Annotated in this window: 21 protein-coding genes and 1 pseudogene; 14 read left to right on the top strand and 8 right to left on the bottom strand. The window is 68.1% G+C overall.

Features of this window, described 5'->3' with window-relative positions:
• The first annotated feature begins 18 nt into the window (after nt 1-18).
• A complete protein-coding gene (locus tag LT948_RS13900) occupies nt 19-276 on the top strand; it encodes a hypothetical protein (RefSeq protein WP_033994945.1) in 258 nt (85 codons plus the stop codon).
• Nucleotides 277-287: 11 nt separating this feature from the next.
• Here LT948_RS13900 and LT948_RS13905 read toward each other — a convergent pair whose 3' ends face one another.
• Both LT948_RS13905 and LT948_RS13910 read right to left on the bottom strand, forming a co-directional pair.
• Nucleotides 288-1,925 (bottom strand): methyl-accepting chemotaxis protein, encoded by a 1,638-nt coding sequence (locus LT948_RS13905; RefSeq protein WP_003091029.1) that lies wholly within the window; start codon nt 1,923-1,925, stop codon nt 288-290.
• Between the two features lie 84 nt (nt 1,926-2,009).
• Complete coding sequence (locus LT948_RS13910) at nt 2,010-2,999, bottom strand: LysR substrate-binding domain-containing protein (protein ID WP_052150766.1); 990 nt, start codon at nt 2,997-2,999, stop codon at nt 2,010-2,012.
• A gap of 100 nt (nt 3,000-3,099) precedes the next feature.
• Here LT948_RS13910 and LT948_RS13915 point away from each other — a divergent pair, with 100 nt between their 5' ends.
• Genes LT948_RS13915 through LT948_RS13935 form a run of 5 tightly spaced genes read left to right on the top strand, consistent with a single transcriptional unit; the run spans nt 3,100 to nt 7,357 of the window.
• Nucleotides 3,100-4,269, top strand: coding sequence for a M20 aminoacylase family protein (locus tag LT948_RS13915; RefSeq protein WP_003114014.1), 1,170 nt, complete (start codon nt 3,100-3,102; stop codon nt 4,267-4,269).
• 59 nt (nt 4,270-4,328) lie between these two features.
• Complete coding sequence (locus LT948_RS13920) at nt 4,329-5,114, top strand: ABC transporter substrate-binding protein (protein ID WP_033994941.1); 786 nt, start codon at nt 4,329-4,331, stop codon at nt 5,112-5,114.
• A 55-nt stretch (nt 5,115-5,169) separates the two neighbouring features.
• Entirely contained in the window at nt 5,170-5,859 is a 690-nt protein-coding gene (locus tag LT948_RS13925; protein WP_003091034.1) for an ABC transporter permease, read from the top strand.
• Nucleotides 5,856-6,569, top strand: a complete 714-nt coding sequence (locus tag LT948_RS13930) for an ABC transporter permease (RefSeq protein WP_003091035.1) — start codon at nt 5,856-5,858, stop codon at nt 6,567-6,569. Before LT948_RS13925 ends, LT948_RS13930 begins: the two co-directional genes overlap by 4 nt.
• Before the next feature lie 20 nt (nt 6,570-6,589).
• A complete protein-coding gene (locus LT948_RS13935) occupies nt 6,590-7,357 on the top strand; it encodes an ABC transporter ATP-binding protein (RefSeq protein WP_003091036.1) in 768 nt (255 codons plus the stop codon).
• A 9-nt stretch (nt 7,358-7,366) separates the two neighbouring features.
• Here LT948_RS13935 and LT948_RS13940 read toward each other — a convergent pair.
• Nucleotides 7,367-7,579: pseudogene (locus tag LT948_RS13940) on the bottom strand (GNAT family N-acetyltransferase); the annotation flags it as partial.
• Between the two features lie 99 nt (nt 7,580-7,678).
• On the opposite strand from LT948_RS13940, the gene LT948_RS13945 reads away from it, so the two are divergent.
• Nucleotides 7,679-9,010 carry an esterase/lipase family protein gene (locus tag LT948_RS13945; RefSeq protein WP_003110295.1) on the top strand — a complete coding sequence of 444 codons (1,332 nt, stop codon included), beginning with the start codon at nt 7,679-7,681 and terminating at the stop codon, nt 9,008-9,010.
• A gap of 51 nt (nt 9,011-9,061) precedes the next feature.
• Here LT948_RS13945 and LT948_RS13950 read toward each other — a convergent pair whose 3' ends face one another.
• Both LT948_RS13950 and LT948_RS13955 read right to left on the bottom strand, forming a co-directional pair.
• Complete coding sequence (locus LT948_RS13950; protein WP_033994935.1) at nt 9,062-10,570, bottom strand: PA2928 family protein; 1,509 nt, start codon at nt 10,568-10,570, stop codon at nt 9,062-9,064.
• Nucleotides 10,571-10,692: 122 nt separating this feature from the next.
• A complete protein-coding gene (locus LT948_RS13955) occupies nt 10,693-11,307 on the bottom strand; it encodes a LysE family transporter (RefSeq protein ID WP_003091040.1) in 615 nt (204 codons plus the stop codon).
• A gap of 65 nt (nt 11,308-11,372) precedes the next feature.
• Between LT948_RS13955 and LT948_RS13960 the strand changes: the two genes are divergently transcribed.
• Entirely contained in the window at nt 11,373-12,299 is a 927-nt protein-coding gene (locus LT948_RS13960) for a LysR family transcriptional regulator (RefSeq protein ID WP_003110292.1), read from the top strand.
• A gap of 10 nt (nt 12,300-12,309) precedes the next feature.
• Here the strand turns inward: LT948_RS13960 and LT948_RS13965 are convergent, their stop codons facing one another.
• Entirely contained in the window at nt 12,310-12,900 is a 591-nt protein-coding gene (locus LT948_RS13965) for a TetR/AcrR family transcriptional regulator (protein ID WP_003119828.1), read from the bottom strand.
• A gap of 125 nt (nt 12,901-13,025) precedes the next feature.
• Here LT948_RS13965 and LT948_RS13970 point away from each other — a divergent pair, with 125 nt between their 5' ends.
• The 3 genes from LT948_RS13970 to cif all read left to right on the top strand — a co-directional run bounded on the left by LT948_RS13970 (nt 13,026) and on the right by cif (nt 16,360).
• On the top strand, nt 13,026-14,135 hold the full coding sequence (locus LT948_RS13970; protein WP_023091598.1) for an alkene reductase: 1,110 nt from the start codon (nt 13,026-13,028) through the stop codon (nt 14,133-14,135).
• 65 nt (nt 14,136-14,200) lie between these two features.
• Nucleotides 14,201-15,379, top strand: coding sequence for an MFS transporter (locus LT948_RS13975; protein WP_003091044.1), 1,179 nt, complete (start codon nt 14,201-14,203; stop codon nt 15,377-15,379).
• A 21-nt stretch (nt 15,380-15,400) separates the two neighbouring features.
• The gene (gene cif / locus LT948_RS13980) at nt 15,401-16,360 is read left to right on the top strand and encodes a CFTR inhibitory factor Cif (RefSeq protein ID WP_003091045.1); all 960 of its coding nucleotides are present in this window, start codon (nt 15,401-15,403) and stop codon (nt 16,358-16,360) included.
• Between the two features lie 19 nt (nt 16,361-16,379).
• Here the strand turns inward: cif and LT948_RS33155 are convergent, their stop codons facing one another.
• Entirely contained in the window at nt 16,380-16,511 is a 132-nt protein-coding gene (locus LT948_RS33155; protein ID WP_003091046.1) for a hypothetical protein, read from the bottom strand.
• Between the two features lie 458 nt (nt 16,512-16,969).
• Here LT948_RS33155 and LT948_RS13985 point away from each other — a divergent pair, with 458 nt between their 5' ends.
• Nucleotides 16,970-17,551: a cytochrome b gene (locus LT948_RS13985; protein ID WP_009876747.1), complete on the top strand. Its 582-nt coding sequence runs from the start codon at nt 16,970-16,972 to the stop codon at nt 17,549-17,551.
• Nucleotides 17,552-17,706: 155 nt separating this feature from the next.
• Nucleotides 17,707-17,955, top strand: coding sequence for a hypothetical protein (locus LT948_RS13990; RefSeq protein ID WP_003091048.1), 249 nt, complete (start codon nt 17,707-17,709; stop codon nt 17,953-17,955).
• Between the two features lie 55 nt (nt 17,956-18,010).
• Here LT948_RS13990 and LT948_RS13995 read toward each other — a convergent pair whose 3' ends face one another.
• Nucleotides 18,011-19,540 (bottom strand): nucleobase:cation symporter-2 family protein, encoded by a 1,530-nt coding sequence (locus LT948_RS13995; protein ID WP_009313844.1) that lies wholly within the window; start codon nt 19,538-19,540, stop codon nt 18,011-18,013.
• 428 nt (nt 19,541-19,968) lie between these two features.
• Between LT948_RS13995 and paaP the strand changes: the two genes are divergently transcribed.
• Nucleotides 19,969-21,579 (top strand): aminopeptidase PaaP, encoded by a 1,611-nt coding sequence (gene paaP / locus LT948_RS14000; RefSeq protein ID WP_003101464.1) that lies wholly within the window; start codon nt 19,969-19,971, stop codon nt 21,577-21,579.
• Nucleotides 21,580-21,621: the final 42 nt, after the last annotated feature.

Raw genomic sequence — 21,621 nt, forward strand, 5'->3', positions numbered from 1 at the left:
CTGTCCGGGAAAGACCCCATGCACGTGACCCTGGTAATCGCCGGCGGGATCATCCTGCTCGGCCTGTTCCTGCTCTTCGGCGAACTCTGGGAGGCCGGACCGGCGCCCGCTGCCGGCCTGTTCCTGCCGACCTGGCTGGCCGTCGCGCTGGTCAACCTGTGGGTCGGCGTCCAGCACGCCGGCTACGGCTTGCGCGAAGAACTGCCGATCCTGCTGCTGGTCTTCCTGGTCCCGGCGGCAGTGGCCGGCGTGGCGATCTGGCTGGCGCCGCGCTAGGCGGCGGCGCTTCAGACGCGGAAACGCCCGACCAGCCGCGCCAGTTCCGAGGACAGCTCGGACAGCCGGCGGCTGGCCCCGGTACCCTGCTCCGAATGTTCCGCCGCCTGGGCGGAAAGCTCGCGCACCTCGCTGATGTTGCGGGCGATTTCGTCGATCACCCGGCTCTGCTCCTCGCAGGCCGAGGCGATCTGCGCGGCGAGGTCGTTGATCCGCCCCACCGCGTCGCCGGTGGCCGCCAGCACGCCGTCGACCCCGGCGGCGCGCTCGACGCTGTCGCGCGCCTTGAGGCTGCCCGACTGCATGGCCCGCACGGCGTTCTGCACCCCGGCCTGGAGGCGCTCGATGCGCGCCTGGATGTCCTTGGTCGAATCCTGGGTGCGCGCCGCCAGCGCCCGCACCTCGTCGGCCACCACGGCGAAACCGCGACCCTGCTCGCCGGCCCGCGCGGCCTCGATGGCGGCGTTGAGGGCAAGCAGGTTGGTCTGTTCGGCGATGCCCTTGATCACTGTCAGCACCGCGTCGATGCTGGCGGTTTCCTGGGCCAGTTGCTGGATGCTCTCGGAACTGCTCTCCACTTCCTGCGCCAACTGGCGGATCACCTCGATGGTCGCTTCCACCACGTTGGCGCCCTCGCGCGCCTGCCGGCGGGCGTCATGGGCCACCTGCGCGGCGCTCTGGGCGTTGCGCGCCACCTCGTGGACGGCGCTGCTCATCTGCGTCGCGGCGGTGCTGACCTGGTCCACCGACGCGTGCTCGCTGTTGATCAGACGATCGTTGGCAGCGGTCATGCCGGCCAGCGAACCGGCTGAATCGGCGACCTCGCCGGTGACCCGGCCGACCTCGCGGATCAGCGGCTGCAACTTGTCGAGGAAGGCGTTGAAGGCGCTACCGAGGCGGCCGGGCTCGTCGCGCGAAGTGACCTCCAGGCGCACGCGCAGGTCGCCATCGCCGTTGGCGATCTCTTCCAGGCGTTGCAGCAGGCGCTGCAACGGACGGGTCACCAGGCCGGGGAACACCAGCACCAGCGACAGGCACACCAGCAGGCCGAACGCCACCAGCGCCACCTGCTGCCAGCGGTGGCGCTCGCCCAGCGCGGAGGACGCCTCGCCGTCAGCGGCCGCGGCCGCCTCTTCCATCTCGTCGAGCTGGTTGATCACCTCGCGCATCGCCCCGAACTGGCGATCGCTGTCACCGTAGCTGAGCTGCGCCGCGGCGCTCGGATCGCTGGCCGCCAGGCTCAGCACCCGCGCCGAGGTCGCGCTCCAGAGGGCATAGCCGCGCTCGAACTCGGCGACCTTGGCCAGTTCCGCCTCGCCCGGCTGCATCGCCGCGTACTGGCGCACCCGATCCAGGGCCTGCTGCAGGTTTTCCGCGTGATCGTTCCTCAGGCCGGCGATCTGCTCGGCGTTCAGGAGGCTATCGAGCAGGCTGCGCTCGGCGACGAAGGCCTGGTAGAGATCGCGGTCGGCGTTGAGCAGCAGGGCGATGCCGGGGAGAAAACGCTTGCCCAGGCGCTGGTTGGATTCGTTCTGCTGGGCGATGCCATGCACGCCGAGCGCGCCCACCAGCAGCAGAAGCACCGCGAGCAGGAGGATCGGCAGGGCGATTTTCCTGCGGAACGATAGGTTAGCGAACCATTGCAGCATGCCGGCATCCTCGCTCGTGGCTTTCCAGGCTATCGGTCGCAGCACGACCGATCTTGAGCGACCGTACGTCCGTGCCAGTAGGAATCAGACTAGCAGGCGCAGGGTTTCGAACAGGCGCCGGTCATCCTTCTTCGCCGAGCGGGCGTGGCGGCGGATCACCTGCAGCAGGCACTCGACGAAGCATTGCGCCGGATTGCTGAGGGCGCCGCCGCGCCGGGTGATGATGCCCAGCCGCCGTGGCTCGAAGGTTTCCCGCAGCGCCAGCGGCACCACCCGGCCGAGCAACGGCGGGGCGGCGCCGATGATCGCCGGCACCCAGGTGCACATGTCGGCCTGCTCCACCAGGGTCTGCAGGATCGCCACGGAGTGCGCACGGACGATGCGCCGCTCGTCGATCAAGGCGCCGTGGCGCCAGAACAGCTCGCGCATCAGGGTGTCGTGGCCGTCGCCGGTGTAGTTCAACGCCCAATCCTGTTCCAGCAGTTCGTGGATCGAGCCGCAACCCGCCAGCGGATGCCCCTGGCGGACCAGCACCGCGGTGTCGTAGTCGAGCAGCTTCTCGCAGGCGAATTCCTGGGCCGCCTGGGCACCGTGCAGCGGGCCGATGGCGAAATCCATGCTGCCGTCGCGAAGCAATGGCTGGGCCACCGCCATCAGGCTTTCGAAAAGCTCCAGGCGCACCTCCGGCATGCGCTCGCGGAACACCTGCACCGCCTCCGAGAGGAAGGTCAGCGCCACCCAAGGCGTCACCCCGATGCACAGCCGGCCGCTGGCCTGGCCACGCAGGTGGTCGAGTTCGACCTGCGCGTGCTCCAGTTGCTTGAGCACCAGCCGGGCGTGGATCAGCAGCGCCTTGCCGTATTCGGTGAAGGTCAGGCCGCTGGGCGTGCGGACGAACAGCGGCAGATGCTGTTCGGTTTCCAGTTCGCGCAGCGCGCGGGTCACGGCCGCCTGGGAAATCCCCAGGGCGCGGGCGGCGGCGCGGATGCCGCCGGCGTCGGCACTGGCGACCAGGGCTTGCAACTGGTGGAGTTTCACGGGCTTACCGAGGTGACAACGAAAGGTTGTCATCATAGCCAAAGCGAGCCTCCCCGCCAGTCCCCCGCTTGCCTACCATCGGCTTCGACAACGCCCTACCGCCCACCGGTCGGAGCCCTTGAGGAGAACAAGAAGAATGACCGAACCTGCCGTCCTGCCCGCCATCGCGGCGCTGCGGGAAGAGATGGTTACCTTGCGCCGCCACATCCATGCCCACCCGGAGCTGGGTTTCGAGGAACGGCGAACCGCCGCGCTGGTCGCCGAATGCCTGGAGGCCTGGGGCTACCAGGTCAGCCGTGGGGTGGGTCGCACCGGCGTGGTCGGCACCCTGTGCCGCGGCGAGGGCCCCGCGCTGGGCCTGCGCGCCGACATGGACGCACTGCCGATCCAGGAAGCCACCGGCCTGCCCTACGCCAGCCAGGTGGACGGCGTGATGCACGCCTGCGGCCACGACGGCCACACCGCGATGCTCCTCGCCGCGGCCAGGCACCTGGTCGAGTCGCCGCACTGGCGCGGCACCCTGCAACTGATCTTCCAGCCTGCCGAAGAGGGCCTCGGCGGTGCCCGCGCGATGCTCGACGACGGGCTGCTGGAGCGCTTCCCCTGCGACGCCATCTTCGCCATGCACAACGTCCCGGGATACCCCGTCGGCCACCTGGGCTTCCATCCCGGCCCCTTCATGGCCTCGGCCGACACCGTGGTCATCCGCGTGATCGGCAGCGGCGGCCACGGCGCGGTGCCGCAGCGCACCGTCGACCCGGTGGTGGTCTGCTCCGCCATCGTGCTGGCCTTGCAGAGCATCGTCTCGCGCAACGTCGATCCGCAGGACACCGCGATCGTCAGCGTCGGCGCAATCCATGCCGGGACGGTCTCCAACGTGATCCCGGCCAGCGCCGAAATGATCCTCAGCGTCCGAGCCCTGACCGCGGAAACCCGTGCCCTGCTGGAGCGCCGCATCGGCGAACTGGCCCGCGGCCAGGCCGCCAGCTTCGGCGCGCGGGCGGAGGTCGACTACCGGCATTGCCATCCGGTGCTGGTCAACCATCCCGGGCAGACCGCGTTCGCTCGCGAGGTGGCCCGCGACTGGCTGGGCGAGGAATGCCTGATCGACGGACTGCGGCCGTTCACCGCCAGCGAGGATTTCGCCTTCATCCTCGAACGCTGCCCCGGCAGCTACCTGGTGATCGGCAACGGCCAGGGCGAGAGCGGCTGCCAGTTGCACAACCCCGGCTACGACTTCAACGACGACTGCCTGGCCGTCGGCGCCAGCTACTGGGTGCGGCTGGCCGAGCGCTTCCTGGCCTGAGCCAGGGTTTTCAACGGGCGCGCGGCCTGGCGCGCGCGGATCGACAGAGGACAACCACAATGACAAGAACCCTCGGCAGCATCGCCCTCTCCCTCCTCCTCGCCGCACCGGCCGGCGCCGCCGACTGGACCGGCAAGGTCCTGCGCCTGGGCGTCGACCCGACCTACCCGCCGCTCGAATACAAGCAGCCGGACGGCCGCCTGGCAGGCTTCGGCATCGAGATCGGCGAAGCCCTCTGCGCGGAGCTGCGAGCCCGCTGCGAATGGGTCGAAAGCAACTGGGACGGCATCATCCCGGCGCTGCTGTCGCGCAAGATCGACGCCATCGTCTCGTCGATGACCATCACGCCGAAACGCGCACAGCACATCGCCTTCACCGACCGCGTCTCCAACGCACCGAGCCGCCTGGTGGTACGCCGTGGCTCGGCGCTCCTGCCCGACGCCGAGAGCCTGCGCGGCAAGCGCGTGGGGGTCGGCCAGGGCTCCAACCAGGAGGCCTACGCCAAGGCCGAATGGGCCGCCAAGGGGGTGCGGGTCGTCTCCTACCAGAACCAGGACCAGGTCTACGCCGACCTCGTCATGGGCCGCCTCGACGCCTCGCTGCAAGGCGCGGTGCAGGCCAGCTACGGCTTCCTCGACAAGCCGGTCGGCAAGGATTTCGAACTGGCCGGAGCGGTGCTGGACGACCCTCGCTACTTCGGGGTCGGCGACGGCATCGGCCTGCGCAGGGAAGACGTGGCGCTGCGCGAGGACCTGAACAAGGCGCTGGCGACGATCCGCGCCAACGGGACCTACGCGCGAATCAACGCCCGCTACTTCGATTTCGACCTCTACGGCGCGCCCTGAACGGCGTCCGGCCGCTTTTCACCTCGACCGACAACAACAAGCAATGGAGAGTGAAATGTTCCTCGACGGCTTCGGCCCGCAGATACTCGCCGGCACCCTGGTGACCCTGAAACTGGCGCTGGGCTCCCTGCTCGGCGCCGTGCTCATCGGCCTCCTCGGCGCCAGCGCCAAGCTCGCCGCCAACCGCCCGCTGCGCGCCCTGGCCAGCGGCTATACGACGCTGATCCGCAGCGTCCCCGACCTGGTCATCATGCTGTTGCTGTTCTTCAGCCTGCAGATCCTCCTCAACCGCGTCACCGACGCCCTCGGCATCGGCCAGGTCGACATCGACCCGTTCGCCGCCGGCTGCGTCACCCTGGCGTTCATCTATGGCGCCTACTTCACGGAAACCTTCCGCGGCGCCTTCCAGGCGGTCCCGGCCGGCCAGGTCGAAGCCGCGCAAGCCTACGGCATGGGGCGCTGGCGAGTGTTCCGCCGGGTACTCCTGCCGCAGATGCTGCGCTACGCCCTGCCGGGCATCGGCAACAACTGGCAGGTGCTGGTCAAGTCCACCGCGCTGGTCTCGATCATCGGCCTCGGCGACCTGGTCAAGGCCACCCAGGACGCCGGCAAGGGCACCCTGCAGTTCTTCCACTTCACCCTGGTCTGCGGGCTGATCTACCTGGCCATCACCGCAATCTCCAACGCCGCGCTGCTGTGGCTGGAGCGGCGCAGCTCGCTGGGCGTCAGGAGGCCGCTGCCATGAACGCGGTACTCGACGAATACTGGCAGGCCTACCTGTGGACCGACGGCCTGCAACTGACCGGACTGGCGATGACCCTGTGGCTGCTGATCCTCGCCGTGGCGCTTGGCTTCCTGCTGGCCATCCCGCTGGCGGTGGCGCGAACCTGCGGCAACCCGCTGCTGCGCTACCCGGTCTGGCTCTACACCTACGTGTTCCGCGGCACCCCGCTGTACATCCAGTTGCTGTTCTTCTACACCGGCGTCTACAGCCTGAATGCCATACGCGCCCAGGACTTCCTCAACGCGTTCTTCCGCGACGGCTTCAACTGCACGGTGCTGGCCTTCGTCCTCAACACCTGCGCCTACATGACGGAAATCTTCGCCGGCGCGATCAGGAACACGCCCCACGGCGAAGTGGAAGCGGCGCGCGCCTACGGCATGGGCGGCTTCACCCTCTACCGGCGCATCGTCCTGCCCTCGGCGCTGCGCCGGGCACTGCCGTACTTCAGCAACGAAGTGATCCTGATGCTGCATTCCACCTCGGTGGCGTTCACCGCCACCGTGCCGGACCTGCTCAAGGTGGCCCGCGACGTCAATTCCGCCACCTATGCGCCGTTCCTGTCCTTCGGCATCGCCGGCGCGCTCTACGCCGGCACCGCCTTCCTGCTGATCTGGCTGTTCCGCCGCGGCGAGCTGCGCTGGCTGGCCTACCTCAGACCGCAAACCCACTGACCTCTCCCGGAGACACGCGCATGTACAGCCTGCAGGTCGAAGACATCCACAAGCGCTACGGCAGCCATGAGGTGCTCAGGGGCGTTTCGCTCAGGGCCGGCAAGGGAGACGTGATCAGCATCATCGGCTCCTCCGGCTCGGGCAAGAGCACCTTCCTGCGCTGCGTCAACTTCCTGGAAAAGCCCTGTGCCGGGCGCATCCGCGTCGGCGACGAGGAACTGCGCACCCGTCCCGGCGCCCTGGGCGAGCTGCGCGCCGCCGATCCCCGGCAGTTGCAGAGGATCCGCAGCCGGCTGGCGATGGTCTTCCAGCATTTCAACCTGTGGAGCCACCTGACGGTGCTGGAGAACGTGGTCGAGTGCCCGGTCAACGTCCTGAGAATGAACCGCGACGACGCCGTGGCCCGCGCGCGCCACTACCTGGCCAAGGTCGGCCTGGCGGAGAAGGTCGAACGGCAGTATCCCTGCGAACTCTCCGGCGGCCAGCAACAGCGCGTGGCGATCGCCCGCGCCCTGGCCATGGAGCCGCAGGTGATGCTGTTCGACGAACCGACCTCGGCGCTCGATCCGGAACTGGTCGGCGAAGTGCTGAAAGTCATGCAGCAGTTGGCCGAGGAAGGTCGCACCATGGTCCTGGTCACCCACGAGATGGCCTTCGCCCGCCAGGTTTCCAGCCATGTGATCTTCCTCCACCAGGGTGTGATCGAAGAGCAAGGGACGCCCGACCAGGTGTTCGGCGCGCCGCGCAGCGAGCGCCTGCGCCAGTTCCTCGCCGGCAACCTGAAATGAGCCCGGGGCTCAGCGCGACGGCGCGAGGAAACGCACGAAGACCAGCTCCGGATCGCCTTCGTCGAGGTTGTCGATCACCCCGCTCGGCTGGAATCCCTCGCGCTCCAGCAGGCGCCGCATCGGCAGGTTGGAGTGGTTGCGGGAAGTGAACAGGCGGTCGCCGCGACAGTCGTCCCGCGCCTGCCGCAGCAAGGCGCTGGCGATGCCGCGCCGGCGGTAGTCGGGAGCGACCGCCGCATCCTAGACGTTTTCACAGGTCAGGGCACATCGCCGCGGCGCATGATCTATAGTCGCCCGGATCAGCCCCAGAGGATGCCGGACATGCCCCGTTCGATCGTCATCGTCCACGGCTGGAGCGACGATTCGAAGTCGTTCCGCCGCCTCGCCGAGCAGCTGGAAGCCTGGTTCGGCAGCGCGCCGACGCAGATCCGCCTCGCCGACTGGATCTCCCTGCAGGACGACGTCACCTACGCCGACCTCGCCGCCGCCCTGGATCGCGCCTGGACCGCCCAGGGACTGTCGCGGGCACCGCGCACGGTGGACGTGGTGGTGCACAGTACCGGCGCCCTGGTGCTGCGCGACTGGCTGACCCGCCACTTCGACCCCGCCAGCGCGCCGGTCAAGCGCTTCCTGATGCTCGCCCCGGCCAACTTCGGCTCGCCGCTGGCGCACAAGGGACGCTCCTTCATCGGTCGCGTGCTGAAAGGCTGGAACCGCTTCGTCGGGCAGACCGGCACCCAGGTGCTGAAGGGACTGGAGCTGGGCTCGCCGTACTCCTGGCAACTCGCCGAGCGCGACCTGTTCGGCGCCGAGGCCTGGTACGGCGCCGGCCGCCTGCTCGCCACGGTACTGGTGGGCAATGTCGGCTACAGCGGCGTCGAAGCCATCGCCAACGAAGCCGGCGGCGACGGCACGGTGCGGATCGCCACGGCGAACCTCAACGCCTGCCGCCTGAGCCTCGAACTGGATGTCCGCCAGCGCGCCAGGCCTGGCTGGCGCCTGGAAGAATCGCGCGGCGAGATCGCCTTCGCCATCGTCGACGGCGAGAACCACGCCAGCGTGGCGCTGAAGGACCGCGGGCCGAAGAACCCGCGTACCCTGGAGCTGATCCGCGCCGCACTGGAGGTCGAGGACGCCGATTACCGGAGCAGCGGCGCAAGCTTCCCCTGGCAGCGCCGCATCGATCAGCTCGACCCCGGCATCGAGCGCCGCTCGCCGCGCTACCTGAACCTGGTCAGCCACGTCTGCGACGACCTCGACCAGGAGGTGCGCGACTACTTCATCCAGTTCTTCCGCAAGCTGAACAGCGACCGGCGTTTCGAGCAGCGCTTCTACGAGCAGGTCATCGCCGACGTCCATCCCTACGAGGACAACCCCGCCTACCGCTCGCTGTACCTGTCGATCGACTCCCTCGACGACCTGCTCGCCGGCTTCGCCGTGGACACCCTGTCGCTCAGCGTGTCGGCCCAGCCGCCGTTCGATCCGCCGCGCCAGCCGGTCGGCTATACCGCGGTGGGCCCCGGCGACAGCGAAGGCCTGGCAATTCCGCTGGCGCAGGTGCCGCGCTTCCTCGCCGCCCACCGCACCCTGCTGCTGCGCATCCGCCTGACGCGCCTGGTGGACAGCGGCGTATTCGTCTTCAGGAACCCCTGAATCGGCGCCCGGCCCCCCCGTTGGGCAGCCACCCAGGCCGGGCGCAGGCGATCACGGTTGGCCTTCGGGCCACTCGACCCGCTGCAATGGCGCGCCGCCGCGCCCGAGGCGATGGACGATGCCGCTGCCCCGGCGCAGATCGACCCGCACCAACCGCCCGCCTTCCTCTCCACGGCCGCTGAGAAGCAGGTTGTGGGCATCCAGGCGGAACAGCCGCTCGGGACGCTCGATGGGCAGCTCCAGGGTCCAGAGCAAGCTGCCGTCGGCAGACACCGAGCTGAGCAGCAGCTCGCTACGCTCGGCCAGGCTGCGCCGGTGCAGCACCAGCCAGTTGCCGTCGACTCGCCAGGGACGGCGCGCCAACCAGGAATCGCCGCCCGGCAGCGCCGAGGCATAGCGACGGTACAACGCCTCCTCGCGCGTCTGCTCGTCGCGCCGGCGACGGTACTCGGCATCCGCCGCCGCCTCCAGGTCGGCGACCCGTTCCCGCCAGGCATCGTGCGCAGCAATCCAGCGTCGCCGTTTCTGGCGGTAGGCGTCGCGCGCCGCAAGGAACGCACGGGTACTGGGAAAACGCTCCACGCGCTCGTCGAACTCTTCCGGCGGCTGCGGCTCGGGCGGCAGCGACGGACGCTGGCGCTGCCGCTCGGACGGTCGCTCGAGCAGCCGCTGCGGCTCTTCGGCAGCGGCTGGATCGGGCAGCAGGCCAGCCTGCAGAAAGGCCGCGTCGAGCAGCGGACGCAGTCGGTTCTCTGCCGGCGACCGCCAATCCAGGGTGCCCAGTGACAGGCGCTGGCGTCGCGCCCGTTGGTTCGCTGCCGGCAGCGCCTCGCCACGCTCCAGCGCGCGGGCCTCGTGATCGCTGGCGAGGATCAGCAGGCGTCCGTCGGGCAGGCGCGTCAGGCCCGGCGCCTGCCAAGCGATCCCGGCACTCGCCGGCGGCGGCGGGTCGCCGTGGAAATACCGCGCGGCATCGACTTCCGGAGCTTCGCGCAGAGCCAGGCTGTCGCCGTCGAGGAACCAGACGCGGCCGTCCAGCGCGAGCATCAGCAATCCGCCCCGGCCTTCGTCGTAGCGATAGGCGTCCTTCCCCCAGGGCGCCGACTTCAACGGCAGGCCGCCAGTGCGCCGCTCCAGCTCGTCGAACGCCAGCGCAGGGGCGGCGTCGCGCCGGTCGAGTACGTAGAGTTCGTTGCGCAGGAAGAACAGGTAGCGCGACGACTGGCCCAGCAGTTCGCCGGAACCCCAGTCGTCGCCGCGCTCGTTGTCGGCATCCAGGCGCGCGCTCCAGCGCAGGCTGCCGTCCTCGAGATCGACCACCTGGGCATAGCTGCGGCTGCTGCCGTGCACCACGCCGTTGTCCACTTCGTTGGCGCGATAGTCGTCGAGGGTGAACGCCAGGTAGGAATGGCCCTGTTCCTCGAAGACCAGTTGCGGCCCGCTGAACCCGGCCTCGTCGTACTGGCCGAGAATGAAATGGATGGCCACCGGCAAACCGACCAGCAGGCCCAGGCCGAGTACCGCCCAGAGGACGGCGAAAAGCGTCGCTCCCTTCTTCATGCAACTCCCATGCGTCCCGCGATCCTGGGACCGTCCCTCAACTGGCGACGGCATGAACGGCGCATTCTAGGGAGCCGCCGGCCTCGCTTCAAAGGCGGCAAGCGGCCATCAGTGGTCCATGCTCATGGGCTTTTCGCCCCCAGCAGGACGCCGAAACCGACCAGCAGGGCGCCGAAAAACTGGTCGATGCGCCGGCGGAAACGCAGGAGTCGGCCGCGCACCGCCGGGCTCGAGAGAAAGCAGGCGACCAGGCCGAACCAGGCCACGTGGGCGAGCGCGATGAAGGCCCCGTAGCCCAGTTGCGCCGGCAACGCGGTATGCGGATCGATCACCTGCATGAACAGGCTGACCACGAACAGGCAGGTCTTCGGATTGAGCGCATTGGTCAGGAAGCCGCTGCGCAACATCGCCCAGGACGAAACCCCGGCGCCGCCCGCCGCCTCCTCCGCCACCGTGTCCTCTCGCGCCAGCAGCATGCGCAGGCCGAGGAACACCAGGTAGGCGGCGCCCGCCAGCTTCAGCGCGGTGAACAGCGCCAGCGACTCGCGCACCAGCACGCCGACGCCGAGGATGCTGTAGCCGACATGTACCGTCACCCCCGCGCCGATGCCCAGCGCGGTGAGCAGGCCGGCGCGGCGGGAATACAGCAGGCTGTTGCGCGAGACCATGGCGAAATCGGCGCCGGGGCTGATCACTGCAAGCACGGTGATGGTCAGGAAAGCTAGCAACTCTGTCATGCCTGGAAGGCTCCAAGGTAGAATGGATGGCACAATCTACCGGTCTCCAGCGCCGATCGAGAACGATGAATACTGACAATCATGGTGAGGAAAACTCACCATTCAGGCGCCGCCGCCTGCCCTCGCTGAACGCCCTGCGCTGCTTCGAGGCCGCCGCCCGCCTGGAGAACTTTTCCCGTGCCGCCGAGGCCCTGTGCCTGACCCACGGCGCCATCAGCCGCGCCGTGCGGACCCTGGAGGAGGAACTCGGTTGTGCGCTCTTCGAACGCCGCGGCCAGCGGGTTTTCCTCAGCGAGGCCGGCAGGCGCCTGCTCGCCGGCACCGGCCCGGCCCTCGACCTGATCGAGCGCACCGGCGAGGCCCTGCGCGCGGAGGCCGGACCCACCGCGCTGGTGCTGTCCTGCGAACCGACCTTGCTGATGCGCTGGCTGATCCCGCGGATCGCCGGATTCATGCAGGAACAGCCACGACTGTCGATCCAGCTGGTCGCCGGCGGCGGGCCGTTCGCCTTCGGCCGCGGCATCGACCTGGCGATCCGCCGCAACGACTTCCCCTGGCCGCCCGGCAGCCATGCCCACTGGCTGTTCGACGAGCAGGTCGGGCCGGTCTGCCGGGCGAGCGACGTCGAACGGCATTTCCACCTCGATGCAGGACCGCCCGGGCTTCGCGCCGTCGCACCGCGCCTGCACACGGCGACCCGCCCGCAAGCCTGGAACACCTGGACCCGTCTCGCCGGACAGGCGCCGGCGACGACCGAAGGGCAGCGCTTCGAGCACTTCTACCTGAGCCTGCAGGCGGCCGGCGCCGGACTCGGCGTAGCCATCGGCCCCTGGCAACTGGTGCGCGACGATCTGTCCGCCGGCCTGCTGGCGGCGCCGCTGGGATTCCTCGCCGACGGCAGCAGCTATCACCTGCTGACCCCGCGACCGTTGCAGGCCGGAGAGCCTGCCACTCTGCTGCTGGAATGGCTGCGCCGCAGCGCGGCGGCCTGATGCGGCCCGCTCAGGGCCAGGCGCGCAGCGCCCGTTCGACCACCGCCAGCAGGCGCTCGCAAGGCACCCGGTCCTTGGCCTGCACGCTGAGGCCGAACAGCACGGTGGCATAGAAGGTCGCCAACTCCTCCACGTCGGTGTCCGCCGCCAGGTCGCCGTCAGCGATGCCGCGCCGCATGCGCTCACGGAACAGGCGGATCGACTCGCCGCGCTCGGCGCTCAACGCGTCCCGCACCGCCTCGCTTTCCGGGGTTCCGGTCAGCGCCGCGAGCACCACCAGGCAACCGCGCGGGAACTCGTCGGAACAGAAGCGCGCGACGGTCTCGCGGAGCAGCTCGGCCACGCCCTCGCGGGCGCTCGGCGCGCCATCGAGGACATCCCGGCGATAGCGGCCGTGCTGGCCGAGATAGTGGGCCAGGGCTTCGCGGAACAGCCCTTCCTTGCTGCCGAAGGCGGCGTACAGGCTGGGCGGCCTGATTTCCATCGCCTCGGTCAGGGCCGCCAGCGAAGCGCCTTCGTAGCCACGCACCCAGAACACGTCCATGGCTCGCTGCAGGGCGGTGTCCCTGTCGAATGCCCGTGGCCTGCCTCGCGTTGCCATCCTGACCTCCATTATTTGTATCGATCACTATAAATTTACTTGACGAGCGTTGCCGTCGCCATATTATTTAGCGACCGATACAGATATTCAAGCCATCTCCCTGCCGCCTTCGAAAGGAAAAGACCATGTCCAAATTGCTCCTCTCCCCGCTCGCCGTAGGCAACCTGGCCTTGCGCAACCGCATCGTCATGGCGCCGATGACCCGCTCCCGGGCGCAACAGCCGGGCGACGTGCCGACCGCCCTGAACGCTCTCTACTATGCGCAGCGCGCCGGCGCCGGGCTGATCGTCAGCGAGGGCACGCAGATTTCCCCCCTCGGCCAGGGCTACGCCTACACCCCCGGTATCTACAGCGAGGCGCAACTGGCCGGCTGGCGCCAGGTCACCGAGGCGGTGCACGCCGCCGGCGGACTGATCGCCGCGCAGCTCTGGCATGTCGGGCGCATGTCGCATCGCTCGCTGCAGGCCGGCGGCGAGGCGCCGATCGCGCCCTCGCCGATCCAGGCCAAGGCCCAGGTGTTCATCGCCGATGGCCAGGGCGGCGGATCCATGGCGCCGGCCGACGCGCCGCGGGAAATGACCCTGGAAGACATCCGCCGGGTCCGCGACGAATTCGTCCGCGCCGCGCGCAACGCGCTCGACGCCGGCTTCGACCTGGTCGAGCTGCATGGCGCCAATGGCTACCTGATCGACCAGTTCCTCGCCAGCGCCAGCAACCGGCGCAGCGATGCCTATGGCGGTAGCCTGGAGAACCGCGCGCGGTTCCTGCTGGAGATCGTCGACGCGCTGGTCGCCGCGGTCGGTGCCGAGCGCGTCGGCCTGCGCCTGTCGCCCTGGGGCACGATCAACGACATGCACGACGACGAGCCGGAAGCGATGACCCTTTACCTCGCCGAAGCCCTGCAGCGACGCGGCATCGCCTACCTGCACCTGGCCGAGTGGGAATGGAGTGGCGGCCCGGCCTACCCGCAAGGCTTCCGCGAGCGCCTGCGCGAACGCTTCCGCGCGCCGCTGATCGTCTGCGGCAACTACGACGCCGAGCGCGCCGAAGCGATACTCCAGGCCGGACTGGCCGACGCGGTGGCGATCGGCCGGCCGTTCATCGCCAACCCCGACCTGGTCGAGCGGATCCGTCTCGGCGCGCCGCTGGCCGAGGCCAACCAGGCGCGGTTCTACGGTGGCGACGCCGCCGGCTACACCGATTACCCGACCCTCGGCCAGTCCGCTACGGCCTGATTCCCTTCCCTCCCATGCATCGTTCCCGGGCGCGGCCACGGCTGCGCTCGCGGAGGAGTCTTGCCGTGCTATTGCCCATCCTCCTGCTGGCCGCCGCCGGCTTCACCATCCTGACCACCGAGTTCGTCATCGTCGGCCTGCTCCCGGCGCTTGCCGCAGACCTCCAGGTCAGCGTCGCCCAGGCCGGCCTGCTGGTCAGCCTGTTCGCCTTCAGCGTCGCCGCCTTCGGTCCGTTCCTCACCGCCGCACTGGCGGGCGTCGAACGCAAGCGGCTGTTCGTCGCCTGCCTGCTGCTGTTCGCCGCGGCCAATGCGCTGGCCGCCGTAGCCGGCGATATCTGGACGATGGCCGTGGCGCGCTTCGTCCCGGCCCTGGCGCTCCCGGTGTTCTGGGCCATGGCCAGCGAAACCGCCGCGCACCTGGCCGGCCCCTCGCGCGAAGGACGCGCCGTGGCGCTGGTGTTCTTCGGCATCGTCGCCGCCACCGTGCTCGGCATTCCCATCGGCACGCTGATCGCCGACGCCTGGGGTTGGCGCCTGGCATTCGCCGCACTCGCCGCGCTGGCCCTGGCCAAGGCGCTGCTGCTGGCCGCCTGGCTGCCGCGCATTCCCGGACGGCCGGGCGTCTCGCTGCGCAGCCAGGCGAGCGTGTTGCGCCAACCGCTGGTGCTCGGCCACCTGTTGCTGTCGCTGCTGGTCTTCACCGGCATGTTCACCCCCTACACCTACCTGGCCGACATCCTCCAGCGCCTGGCCGGCTTCAGCGGTTCGCTGGTCGGCTGGACGCTGATGGGCTTCGGCGCGGTAGGCCTGCTCGGCAACTGGCTCGGCGGGCGCCTGGTGGATCGCAGCCCGCTGGGCGCAACCCTGCTGTTCGTCCTGCTGATGGCGCTGGGCATGCTCGCCCTGGTGCCGACCCTCGGCAACGCCTGGCTGCTCGCCGCCACCCTGGCGACCTGGGGCGTGGCCCAGGCAGCACTGTTCATCGTCGGCCAGGTGCGGGTGATGAAGTCCGCGCCGCGGGCCCCGGCGTTCGCCGCCTCGCTGAACATCTCCGCCTGCAACGCCGGGATCGGCATCGGCGCCCTCGCCGGCAGCCGGGTGATCGACGGCAGCGGCCTGGCGCCGCTCGGCGAGGTCGGCGCGCTGGTCTGCCTGGCGGCGATGGCCGTGGCCCTGCTGCTGATGCTGGCGCCACGCCAAGCTGCCACCGAGCCGTCCCTCGGCGGCCACATCCCTCACTGACCCCACCAAGGAAGCACAACCATGATCCTCGATAGACTCTGCCGCGGCCTCCTGGCCGGCATCGCCCTGACCTTCTCCCTGGGCGGCTTCGCCGCCGAGGAATTCCCCGTCCCGAATGGCTTCGAAAGCGCCTACCGGGAAGTCGACGGCGTGAAGCTGCACTACGTGAAAGGCGGCCAGGGGCCGCTGGTGATGCTGGTGCACGGCTTCGGCCAGACCTGGTACGAATGGCACCAACTGATGCCGGAACTGGCCAAGCGCTTCACCGTGATCGCGCCGGACCTGCCCGGCCTCGGCCAGTCCGAGCCGCCGAAGACCGGCTATAGCGGCGAACAGGTCGCCGTCTACCTGCACAAGCTGGCCCGGCAATTCAGCCCGGATCGCCCGTTCGACCTGGTGGCCCATGACATCGGTATCTGGAACACCTACCCGATGGTGGTGAAGAACCAGGCCGACATCGCCCGCCTGGTGTACATGGAAGCGCCGATCCCGGACGCGCGGATCTACCGCTTCCCGGCCTTCACCGCCCAGGGCGAGTCGCTGGTCTGGCACTTCAGTTTCTTCGCCGCCGACGACCGCCTGGCGGAAACCCTGATCGCCGGCAAGGAGCGCTTCTTCCTCGAGCACTTCATCAAGTCCCATGCCAGCAACACCGAGGTGTTCAGCGAGCGCCTGCTGGACCTGTACGCCAGGTCGTACGCCAAGCCGCACAGCCTGAACGCCTCGTTCGAGTACTACCGCGCGTTGAACGAGAGCGTGCGGCAGAACGCCGAACTGGCGAAGACCCGCCTGCAGATGCCGACCATGACCCTCGCCGGCGGCGGCCACGGCGGCATGGGCACGTTCCAGCTGGAGCAGATGAAAGCCTATGCGGACGACGTCGAAGGCCATGTCCTGCCCGGCTGCGGCCACTGGCTGCCGGAAGAGTGCGCCGCGCCGATGAATCGCCTGGTGATCGACTTCCTCAGCCGCGGTCGCTGAGTCGTCCCGGTCCGGGCGATCAGAACTGCTCGCCCGGGCAGAACAGGCAGCGCAGCAGCAGGGTCATGAGCACGACAGCGCCGGAAACCAGCAGGTAAGGCAACGGGGAGAACAGGTCGTCCTGGTCCTTGCCATCGTGCTCACTACTCATGCTCTCACCTCGAGAATCGTCATGGCGGAAAAGACGCAGGATATGCACTTGCCGTCCTTGAAAGTGCACGGCGAAGTGTTCGAAGACTATAGAAACGAAGCGATCGAGTTCAATTACATCTGTGTCAGCTTGCTGTCGGCAAAACGTCAGCGGAAAGACAACGGAATATATTTCCCGATAATGCTTGCGGGGTCTGCCGCGCGCCGCCCCCAGGCTCTCCCAGCGTGAGGAATAGCCTCGGCGAAGGAAAAACCCACTTACAATGATCCCGACCCGGAATTATTCCGCCAAGTGGGCTCCGTTTCGGAAAAAAGCGACTCGCAGCACTGTTTCGGTGCAATAACGTCACATGTGAAAGTTTCGATTAAGTTTTCCGTTATCGATTATCCATAAATACGTTTGATCGCTCTCCGGACGTTTCATAGATTGCACGCCTTCACTCTCTGCGAGGCATTCCCGTGACGCATCCAGCGACCGTCTACAGCCTGTCCACCCGCCTGCTGCACTGGAGCATGGCGTTCTGTTTCATCGGCGCGATCGTGCTGGCCTATTTCGTCATCTGGGTGCTCGGCCATGACCACCCGCAGCGCCTGCCGGTACTCAACCTGCACTGGGTGCTGGGCCTGCTGGTCGGCCTGCTGCTGATCCCACGGATCGTCTCGCGGCTGCGCGGGCCGCGCCTGCCAGCGGTCCCCGGGACGCCGCTGGAGCACCGCCTGGCGCACTACGCGCACCTGTCGCTGTATGCCTTGATGCTGGTGATGCCGCTCACCGGCTACGTCGGCACCCGCCTGCCCACCGACTTCGGCCTGTTCGTGGTACCCAGCTTCAAGGACACCGCGCTGTTCGCCTGGATTTCGCAAACCTGGAACCTGAACTGGGAGGCGTTCGAGAAGCCCTTCGACGCCGTTCACCGCGTGGTCGGCCTGTGGCTGAGCACCTCGGTGGTGCTGCTCCATGCGCTCGCCGCCGGCTACCACCAGTGGGTCCGCCGCGACGGCACCCTGGAGCGCATGCTCGGCCGTCGCCAGCGCCGCTGAGCGGGGCCCTTCGTCGGCTCTCGCGGCGGATCGGCGACGATCTGCTATAGAGGTAGGGACACGCAGGGAAAACCTCGCCGCCCCGAGGCTCCTCCGTGGCAACCACAGGCGTCGCGCAGGTAGCCGGGTCGGCCTCCGACAGAGAGGAGCATGCCATGGCCAGCCTGCACTGCCAGCACCGCAGCTACACCATCACCGCCGATGTCGTCGAGCATCCGGGCATTCCCACGCCCTGGGCCGGCGGCTGCCACATCACCGATCCCGAAGGCCACACCAGCAAGCGCATCGCCCTGCCCGTGCGCTTCGCCTTCCTCGCCGACCTGGAAAACGCCCAGCGCGCCTCCATCGCCCACGGCAAATGGCTGGTGGACCAGCGCCTGGACCGCGGCAAGGCGCTGTTCTGAAGCGCACAACGAAAACGGCCCTCGCAAGGAGGGCCGTCGTTCATCGCGGCGCGGCTCAGGCGCTGCCGGCTTCAGCGGTTTCGCTGCGCCGTCGCGGCGGCGCGCCATGGCTGTCGTCGCCGGCCAGCGGCACTTCGTTGCCCTGGGCGTCGTACAGCTTGCCGTCGAGGAAATAGTCGCCTTCGTGCAGGGCGGCGATGTCCTGGTAGCGCAGGGTCCGCTCGCTGGCGGCGACGAACACCGACTGCTGGTCGGAGTTGCCGGCAGTGAAGTGGTTGAACGCCAGGTTGAGCAGGATCGCCATGATCGCCGAGGAACTGATGCCGGAATGGAAGATGGTGGCGAACCAACTGGGGAAGTGATCGTAGAACGTCGGCGCGGCGATCGGGATCATGCCGAAGCCGATCGAAGTGGCGACGATGATCAGGTTCATGTTGTTGCGGTAGTCCACCTTCGACAGGGTGCGGATGCCGCTGGCGGCGACCGTGCCGAACAACACGATGCCGGCGCCGCCGAGCACGGCGGTGGGCACCGCGGCGATCACCCGGCCCATCACCGGCAGCAGGCCGAGGATCACCAGGAACAACCCGCCGGTGGCGACCACGTAGCGGCTCTTGATCCCGGTCACCGCCACCAGGCCGACGTTCTGGGCGAAGGCGCTCTGGGTGAAGGAGCCGAAGATCGGCGCCAGCATGCTGGAGAACATGTCCGCGCGCAGGCCGTTGCCCAGGCGCCGCGAGTCGACCTTGGTGTCGATGATCTCGCCTACCGCGAGGATGTCCGCCGAGGTTTCCACCAGGGTCACCATGATCACGATGCACATCGAGATGATCGCGGCGACCTGGAAGGTCGGCATGCCGAAGTGGAACGGCGTGGGAAACGCCACCAGCGGGCCTTCGGTGACCTTGGAGAAGTCGGCCATGCCGAGGAACACCGCGATGACGGTGCCGATGACCATCGCCAGGAGGATCGACAGGCGCGAGATCGAGGCGCTGCCGAGCTTGCTCAGCAGCAGCACGATGACCAGGGTGATCGCCGCCAGGCCGATGTTGGCCATGCTGCCGAAGTCCGGCGCGTGGCTGTTGCCGCCCATCGCCCAGCGCGCGGCGACCGGCATCAGGGTCAGGCCGATGGTGGTGATGACGATGCCGGTCACCAGCGGCGGGAAGAATTTGGTGATGCGCGAAAAGATCGGCGTGATCAGCAACCCGATCAGCGAGGCCGCCATCACCGCGCCGAGCACTGCGGGAATGCCGCCGCTGCCACCGCTGCCGATGATCGCCACCATGGTCGCCACGCCAGCGAAGGACACCCCCTGGACCAGCGGCAACTGACAGCCGAAGAACGGCACGCCGAGGGTTTGCAGCAGGGTCGCCAGGCCGCCGGCGAACAGCGAAGCGGCGATCAGCAGGCCGATGTCGCCGGGCGCGAGGCCAGCGGCCTGGCCGAGGATCAGGGGGACCGCGACGATACCGCCATACATGGTCAGCACATGTTGCAGGCCGTAGGCCATGTTGGCGCCGACACCGAGGTTCTCGTCTTCAGGCCGTGGAACGGATGGAGTTCCGGAGGACGTCGTTTTCATGGTGCGCTGTTCTCGCTTTTATTGTTGTGCGCACACTGTAGACAATTCGATCCGAAAATATCCAGAAGAATGTATACAAAAATTCCAACAAATCTGTGACAGCGCTGCCGCCGTTCACCTCCGCTCGCGCGCTTATCCGCGCGCCAGACGGTTTCCTTCCTGCTGCACCATCCTCCCAGCCCCGACCAACGGCCATGGGCCCGCGCCGAAGGGCATTAACGATAGAAAGCCGCCCTCCATCCCGCCAGCGAGCTATCAGCAATTCTTCCGCGAAAAGTTGATGAAATTCACATTTCAGGAATTACGCCAGGACAGCCCGGAAAGCGCTCCTAGTCTGGCAGTCAGGCCGTGCCCGAGGCGACATTTCGGGCAATAGCGCCATGCCATCAACGGCTTATCGATCATCGCCTCACAAGGAACGGAGTCTCATGAGCAACAAGAACAATCTCAGATACGCACTCGGCGCCCTCGCCCTCTCGGTTTCCGCCGCATCCCTGGCGGCACCTTCGGAAGCGCAACAGTTCACCGAGTTCTGGACCCCCGGCAAACCCAACCCGTCGATCTGCAAATCGCCGTTGCTGGTCAGCACCCCGCTTGGCCTGCCGCGCTGCCTGCAAGCCAGCAACGTGGTCAAGCGCCTGCAGAAGCTGGAAGACATCGCCAGCCTCAACGACGGCAACCGCGCCGCCGCCACGCCGGGCTACCAGGCCTCCGTCGACTACGTGAAGCAGACCCTGCAGAAAGCCGGCTACAAGGTCAGCGTGCAGCCCTTCCCGTTCACCGCCTACTACCCGAAAGGCCCGGGTAGCCTGAGCGCCACCGTGCCGCAGCCGGTCACCTACGAATGGGAGAAGGATTTCACCTACCTGTCGCAGACCGAGGCAGGCGATGTCACCGCCAAGGTGGTCCCGGTGGACCTGTCCCTCGGCGCCGGCAACACCTCCACCAGCGGTTGCGAAGCGGAAGACTTCGCCAACTTCCCGGCCGGCTCGATCGCGCTGATCCAGCGCGGCACCTGCAACTTCGAGCAGAAGGCCGAGAACGCCGCGGCTGCCGGCGCCGCCGGGGTGATCATCTTCAACCAGGGCAACACCGACGACCGCAAGGGCCTGGAGAACGTCACCGTGGGCGAGTCGTACGAGGGCGGCATCCCGGTGATCTTCGCCACCTACGACAACGGCGTGGCCTGGTCGCAGACCCCGGACCTGCAGCTGCACCTGGTGGTCGACGTGGTACGCAAGAAGACCGAGACCTACAACGTGGTCGCCGAGACCCGTCGCGGCAACCCGAACAACGTGGTGATGGTCGGCGCGCACCTCGACTCGGTGTTCGAAGGCCCCGGTATCAACGACAACGGTTCGGGCAGCGCCGCCCAACTGGAGATGGCCGTGCTGCTGGCCAAGGCGCTGCCGGTCAACAAGGTGCGCTTCGCCTGGTGGGGCGCCGAGGAAGCCGGCCTGGTGGGCTCGACCCACTACGTGCAGAACCTCGCCCCGGAAGAGAAGAAGAAGATCAAGGCCTACCTGAACTTCGACATGATCGGCTCGCCGAACTTCGGCAACTTCATCTATGACGGCGACGGTTCCGACTTCGGCCTCCAGGGTCCGCCCGGCTCGGCCGCCATCGAGCGCCTGTTCGAAGCCTACTTCCGCCTGCGCGGCCAGCAATCGGAAGGCACCGAGATCGACTTCCGCTCCGACTACGCCGAGTTCTTCAACAGCGGCATCGCCTTCGGCGGCCTGTTCACTGGCGCCGAGGGCCTGAAGACCGAAGAGCAGGCGCAGAAGTACGGCGGCACCGCCGGCAAGGCCTACGACGAGTGCTACCACAGCAAGTGCGACGGCATCGCCAACATCAACCAGGACGCCCTGGAGATCCACAGCGACGCCATGGCCTTCGTGACCAGTTGGCTGTCGCTGTCGACCAAGGTGGTCGACGACGAGATCGCCGCCGCCGGGCAGAAAGCACAATCGCGGTCGCTGCAGATGCAGAAGAGCGCCAGCCAGATCGAACGCTGGGGTCACGACTTCATCAAGTAACCGCGACTACCCTGCGCCGGGCCGCCGGCGCAGGTTCCCCAT

This window comes from Pseudomonas sp. CP-1, from assembly GCF_021213715.1.
Classification (GTDB): Bacteria; Pseudomonadota; Gammaproteobacteria; order Pseudomonadales; family Pseudomonadaceae; genus Pseudomonas; species Pseudomonas aeruginosa.

What these genes read in the sequence shown, in the direction of transcription:
- LT948_RS13900 (WP_033994945.1), top strand. Translation starts at nt 19, where the DNA reads ATGCACGTGACCCTGGTAATCGCCGGCGGGATCATCCTGCTCGGCCTG.
- LT948_RS13905 (WP_003091029.1), bottom strand. Translation starts at nt 1,925, where the DNA reads ATGCTGCAATGGTTCGCTAACCTATCGTTCCGCAGGAAAATCGCCCTG.
- LT948_RS13910 (WP_052150766.1), bottom strand. Translation starts at nt 2,999, where the DNA reads ATGATGACAACCTTTCGTTGTCACCTCGGTAAGCCCGTGAAACTCCAC.
- LT948_RS13915 (WP_003114014.1), top strand. Translation starts at nt 3,100, where the DNA reads ATGACCGAACCTGCCGTCCTGCCCGCCATCGCGGCGCTGCGGGAAGAG.
- LT948_RS13920 (WP_033994941.1), top strand. Translation starts at nt 4,329, where the DNA reads ATGACAAGAACCCTCGGCAGCATCGCCCTCTCCCTCCTCCTCGCCGCA.
- LT948_RS13925 (WP_003091034.1), top strand. Translation starts at nt 5,170, where the DNA reads ATGTTCCTCGACGGCTTCGGCCCGCAGATACTCGCCGGCACCCTGGTG.
- LT948_RS13930 (WP_003091035.1), top strand. Translation starts at nt 5,856, where the DNA reads ATGAACGCGGTACTCGACGAATACTGGCAGGCCTACCTGTGGACCGAC.
- LT948_RS13935 (WP_003091036.1), top strand. Translation starts at nt 6,590, where the DNA reads ATGTACAGCCTGCAGGTCGAAGACATCCACAAGCGCTACGGCAGCCAT.
- LT948_RS13945 (WP_003110295.1), top strand. Translation starts at nt 7,679, where the DNA reads ATGCCCCGTTCGATCGTCATCGTCCACGGCTGGAGCGACGATTCGAAG.
- LT948_RS13950 (WP_033994935.1), bottom strand. Translation starts at nt 10,570, where the DNA reads ATGAAGAAGGGAGCGACGCTTTTCGCCGTCCTCTGGGCGGTACTCGGC.
- LT948_RS13955 (WP_003091040.1), bottom strand. Translation starts at nt 11,307, where the DNA reads ATGACAGAGTTGCTAGCTTTCCTGACCATCACCGTGCTTGCAGTGATC.
- LT948_RS13960 (WP_003110292.1), top strand. Translation starts at nt 11,373, where the DNA reads ATGAATACTGACAATCATGGTGAGGAAAACTCACCATTCAGGCGCCGC.
- LT948_RS13965 (WP_003119828.1), bottom strand. Translation starts at nt 12,900, where the DNA reads ATGGCAACGCGAGGCAGGCCACGGGCATTCGACAGGGACACCGCCCTG.
- LT948_RS13970 (WP_023091598.1), top strand. Translation starts at nt 13,026, where the DNA reads ATGTCCAAATTGCTCCTCTCCCCGCTCGCCGTAGGCAACCTGGCCTTG.
- cif (WP_003091045.1), top strand. Translation starts at nt 15,401, where the DNA reads ATGATCCTCGATAGACTCTGCCGCGGCCTCCTGGCCGGCATCGCCCTG.
- LT948_RS33155 (WP_003091046.1), bottom strand. Translation starts at nt 16,511, where the DNA reads ATGAGTAGTGAGCACGATGGCAAGGACCAGGACGACCTGTTCTCCCCG.
- LT948_RS13990 (WP_003091048.1), top strand. Translation starts at nt 17,707, where the DNA reads ATGGCCAGCCTGCACTGCCAGCACCGCAGCTACACCATCACCGCCGAT.
- LT948_RS13995 (WP_009313844.1), bottom strand. Translation starts at nt 19,540, where the DNA reads ATGAAAACGACGTCCTCCGGAACTCCATCCGTTCCACGGCCTGAAGAC.
- paaP (WP_003101464.1), top strand. Translation starts at nt 19,969, where the DNA reads ATGAGCAACAAGAACAATCTCAGATACGCACTCGGCGCCCTCGCCCTC.